The organism is Kitasatospora sp. MY 5-36, from assembly GCF_001182915.1.
Classification (GTDB): Bacteria; Actinomycetota; Actinomycetes; order Streptomycetales; family Streptomycetaceae; genus Kitasatospora.
Genome location: NZ_LFVW01001398.1, coordinates 1 through 630 on the forward strand (window position 1 = coordinate 1; position 630 = coordinate 630).

At 78.9% G+C, this 630-nt stretch carries 1 protein-coding gene; it reads right to left on the reverse strand.

Features of this window, described 5'->3' with window-relative positions:
- Positions 1-630, reverse strand: a 630-nt coding sequence (locus AE652_RS42650) for an FtsX-like permease family protein (RefSeq protein WP_049661727.1), incomplete at both ends; no start/stop codon positions are given.

Genomic DNA, 630 nt, shown 5'->3' on the forward strand with positions numbered 1-630 from the left:
TCGCCGAGCACCATCCGGCGCAGTTGGCCCGGGGTGGCGCCGAGGACGCGCAGCAGGCCGAGTTCGCGCCGCCGCAGGCCGGTGGCGAGGACGAGCATCGAGGCGACCACGAAGCCGGTGGTGAACAGGCCGAGGGTGGCCAGCGCGCCGATCACCTGGGTGCCGAGGAAGCGCCGGTGCTCGACGTGGCGGGGCTGGAGCGCGGCGCGGCCCTCGCCGGTGACCACGGCCGCCCGGTCGCCGACGGCCGTACGGGCGGCCGCGGCCAGGCGGGCGGGCGGGATGTCGGGGGCGGGGAGCAGGGCGATCGTCCGGACGCCCGGGTCGCGCTGCGCGGCGGCGGCGTCGCTGAGGTAGTACCCGGGGCCGTCCACCGTGCCGACGACGGTGAACTCGGTACGCCCGACGGTGAGGTTGACGGTCAGCCGGGCGCCGGCCGGGACGCCGAGGGACCGGTCGACCACCACCTCGTCGGCGGCCTCCGGCCCGCGGCCGGTGAGCAGCCGGTAGGGGGCCAGCCGCGCCGAGGACCAGCCGTGGCCCGCCTCGGCCGCGCCCTCGTCGGGGACCGGCCTGCCGTCCCGGACGGCCTGGGCGTAGAAGGCGCGGTCCACCACGACGGCCGCCACG